This window comes from Aliterella sp. E5.1 (genome assembly GCF_057473825.1).
Map to the genome: position 1 here is coordinate 1 of NZ_JBYCCV010000248.1, position 2,329 is coordinate 2,329.

Annotated in this window: 2 protein-coding genes; both read right to left on the bottom strand. The window is 46.6% G+C overall.

The annotated features are described in order from the left end of the window. Positions 1 to 14: 14 nt before the first annotated feature. Positions 15 to 530: a hypothetical protein gene (locus AC2VE5_RS25845; protein WP_486890434.1), complete on the bottom strand. Its 516-nt coding sequence runs from the start codon at positions 528 to 530 to the stop codon at positions 15 to 17. Positions 531 to 786: 256 nt separating this feature from the next. Further along, positions 787 to 2,166 (bottom strand): CPBP family glutamic-type intramembrane protease, encoded by a 1,380-nt coding sequence (locus AC2VE5_RS25850; protein WP_486890435.1) that lies wholly within the window; start codon positions 2,164 to 2,166, stop codon positions 787 to 789. Positions 2,167 to 2,329 lie beyond the last annotated feature (163 nt).

Below are 2,329 nucleotides of genomic sequence, written 5' to 3' on the forward strand. Positions count from 1 at the left end.
TCTCCACCTTTTCCCTACCCGACTCTCTTCCGACCTGTGGCCGGTTGATTAATCAGCCCTTGCCAGGTTGCGATCGCCAGATCAAGTTGGTTAGAGCGGGCATATAAAATCCCCAACCGCAGATCAAATTCATCAATGACTCGCCGGAGCTTCTGCTCAGGAGACGGCTGCACCAAGGGTCGGCCAAGTTCTGGCTTGACCTCTGACTTGGGAGGGGCCGGAGCCAGCGATTGAGAAGGGGTTTGCTGCAGCCGTTTGAGGGTGGTTTGAGCGGAGGACTGAGCTTTTTGATAGCGACTCAGGGCACTGGCCACCGGGTCGGCTCCAATAATGGCATTTCGGGCTTGATCAGCATTTTCTGTCTTAGATGCCAGCCCCTGCCACTCGGAGGCTTGGAGGATTAAATTAGTTTGGTAAAGCTCAAGTTGCCCTTGAATTTGGGGTTTAGCAAAACTATTCAGCAGCGAAAGACTGATCAAGAAAACCACCAGTACTGTCAGGCCGCTTAACAGCCATTTTTTAATCGTCATGGAACCCTCTAGAGAGATTGGCTTACACCAGAAGCCCTGTGGGGAATTATGCCACTGATCGCTGGTTGGATGGCAACTTTGCTTCCCAGGGGTCAAGTTTTAGGGCCGGGCCGCATTTCAATAAATTGGGTGCGGAGCGCTAAGTTTCCTATCTCCGCCGCAAGCAACGGAGTATTACGGAATCTTTCCTCTGGAACGCACTACCGCACAAATTCTTGCTTACGTGGCAAGCCACGGGGAATATAACCTGAAGAAATTAAAAGGGAACGGTTAAAAACCCGCCAAAACACACCACTGCGATCGAATCGACATAGCCGTGAATCGTAATTGACCCCCAGAGCCGGTTGGTTTCCCCAAACGCCAAGGAATAAAACAAGGAGGCCAAAGTTGCTAGACAAATATAGACAAACTTATATTCTGTTGGCGTTAAGAGGCTTCCCACCCATGGCTGATTGATCATATGACTCAGTCCAAAGATCACAGAGGTCAGGGCGGCAATTAAAAAGATCGCGGTCTTGGGATGCGTCTCAGTCTTAAGGAAAGGATAAAGTTGATCGCGAAGAAAGATCATCAGACCGCAGCGAAAGAAAATTTCTTCAAAAATCCCAACTCTAAAACTAAATAAAATAAAGTAACTCAACAGCTGTAAGGGGTCAGGGGTAAAATTTAATCGCGAAGCGTCAACAAAACCAGAAAACAACCCCAAGGGGATTAAGAGTAACGAAATCAGCAATAAAGTGATTAGCAGATAGCCAATGTCGCTTTGGCGAATTTGAAAACTATAGCCAAAGTGCTCTCGCCCCAGCCCCAGCCCGTAAATAATTACCATAATGAATAGATCCACCCCCATGAACACACCAAAGCTAAAGAAGGGAGTAGAAAACCAAAACAGAATTGAGAGACAAATGAAAATTAAAAATAAGTCAGACGTGGTTAGTTTTTTGATCTGAGTAGACCGAGCCGCCGACGCGTTGATTAGACCCAGCAAAATTAAATAGCCAGCGGCAATATAGTATCCCTCTAGCTGGTTGAAGTTAAAATTTCGAGAAATCAGCGAAGTATGGCTAGCAATCAGATAGGCTAGGTTTGCGCTTAAGAAAATTAGGAGTTCCAGCGTATCTTTGGATAGGACTGCAATTTGTTGCTTCTGAACCGCTTGATTTCGGCGATGAAGTAACAAAAACGGAACCCTGAGGGCCACAAAGATCCCGAGTATAAATAAGAGTGCGTTTACCCAAAACTGCTGATATAGAATCAGATTGTCCATCTGATTGAGCCAGACAAAGCGTTGGGGATTTAAGCTTAACCCCTTAACTAAGGTGATATAAATCGTCAGGGCAGTACAGATCAATAGCTGGAAGCCTAGTCCCTGGTTTTTCAATAAAACTAAGCGGGCCACTTTAGCGCCCGGCCGCGTCGCTAAAAAGAAGACCGGAATCCCCCCAAAGACAATAAAGGAGGCAGCTTCAATCAACTGCTCAATCAGAGTCCATTGTTGATCTTGGGCATTTAGCCGCAGAATGATCCCGATAAACCAAACCCCACAAGCTGCGATCGCTAACTTTAATTCATGCTTGCCATCATATTCCTGGGGGTTTGCCAGTTCGGCTCTTCGGAGTAACAGATTTAAGCCCATTCATCCCCCTTAAACCAGGAGTAAGCGTTTCATCAGTTGAGTAATCACGGCTTAGCGAATTTTCCTACGTCACGAGCCTCTGCGTTGGATTCTTAAAATGCCCTCGGTGCCAGTCAAGCAAATTAGTTCTAGGTTTCTCAGGATCTCGCTGATGGATCGCTAC